Origin of the sequence: Protofrankia coriariae (assembly GCF_001017755.1) — a bacterium.
GTDB classification, from domain to species: domain Bacteria; phylum Actinomycetota; class Actinomycetes; order Frankiales; family Frankiaceae; genus Protofrankia; species Protofrankia coriariae.
This window is the reverse complement of sequence record NZ_JWIO01000091.1, coordinates 1,876-3,120: the sequence shown is the minus strand read 5'-3', so window position 1 is coordinate 3,120 and position 1,245 is coordinate 1,876. Positions and strand designations below refer to the sequence as shown.

The 1,245-nt window shown below is 72.5% G+C and carries 1 protein-coding gene and 1 pseudogene (1 of these 2 only partly in view); one reads left to right on the top strand and one right to left on the bottom strand.

Going from position 1 to position 1,245, the window contains the following annotated elements:
• A pseudogene (locus tag FrCorBMG51_RS24240) lies at positions 1-768 on the top strand (hypothetical protein); the annotation flags it as partial.
• A 284-nt stretch (positions 769-1,052) separates the two neighbouring features.
• On the opposite strand, the gene FrCorBMG51_RS24235 reads toward FrCorBMG51_RS24240, so the two are convergent.
• Positions 1,053-1,245: the 3' end of a DUF1731 domain-containing protein gene (locus tag FrCorBMG51_RS24235; RefSeq protein WP_338052813.1), read on the bottom strand. Its footprint extends 434 nt past the window's final position; only the last 193 of its 627 coding nucleotides appear in the window; its start codon lies beyond the right edge, outside the window — the gene reads right to left on this strand; it ends in the stop codon at positions 1,053-1,055.

Sequence of the window (1,245 nt, the reverse complement as noted above, 5' to 3'; positions counted from 1 at the left end):
CGTAACGCGCCCGCCCGTGTCGGTGTCGCCTCGACGGCTGTGGTCCCGACCGTCGGGGCCCCCGGTGCCGCGGTCCCGGGTGCCGGTGGCTCGGAGGTGGTGACCGCGCGCGCGGCGTCGTCCCGTACCGGAGGTGTGCCCACCGGGAGAGCGCGGGTGGGCGGTGTGCGTCCCGGAAGTGCCCGCACGGGCAGACGACCGGCTGTTGCCCGGGGCGGCAGGTCCGCCGGGCTCGTCGGTGGGCATGCCCTGTTCGGCAGCCGGCGGCGCGTCCTGCTGGTCGTGGCCGCGTTCATCGTGTTCGTCTGCCTGCCCGTCGGCGGTCTGCTGGTCACCGCGCACTCCAACGGGCTGGTGGGGCCGGCGGCTCAGGTCGCCCCCGGGCAGGCGTGGCGGGACGTCCTGGTGAGCCTGACCGACGCCCGCAGCCGCGCCTTCGAGCGGGCCGACGAGGTCGCCCTGCTCGACGCGGACGCGCTGGACAGCCTCATCTACTCGCGGGATCTCGCCCTGACGCGGCAGATCGTGGCCAGCGGCGGTCGGCCGTCCGGTATGCGACATGAGATCGCCGATCTTGACGTCCGGGAGAACGGCAGCGAGAAAGCGGTGCTGCGGGTCACCTACCGGATTCCGCCGTACAGCTACGTCGACGCCGCTGGCACTGTCCTGGCCCAGCAGCCTGGCCGCGACTGGCGGCCGTCCGACGTCACCGTGGTGAAGACCGACAAGGGGTGGCGCCTTGCCTCGTGGGCTGACACCGCGGGCTGAGACCCGCCCCGGACAGCCGCCCGAGCGGCTGCGGGGCCAGGCCCAGGGCCGCCGCCACCGGTCGCAGGCGATTTCCCGGCCCCCGAGACGATCCCCACGGCCCGGGTCCGAAACGCCGGCCGGCTAACACGCGCCCCCTCCCGAAGCCAAAATGATCCAATCATTCTAGATCATGAAAATGAGGGAACAGGCGGTCGCTGTGGCAGCCGTTTTCATGCTCGTTCGCCTGATCGAAAACTTTTCTGATCGGGATGGGATGGAAGGGGCTGACGGGCCGGGGGCGGTCAGGGGGCGGCGGGGGTTGTGCTGGTGGTCGCCGCGCGTAGGGCGGTGTCGATGTCGGGGTGGGAGAAGGTGAAGCCGGCGTCAAGGAGCCGGTGCGGCAGGACGCGCTGGGAGACGAGCACGCCGTCGTCGGCGATACCGCCGAGGGCGATCCGCAGCGCCGCGGCCGGTACCGGCAGGATCGCCCGCCGG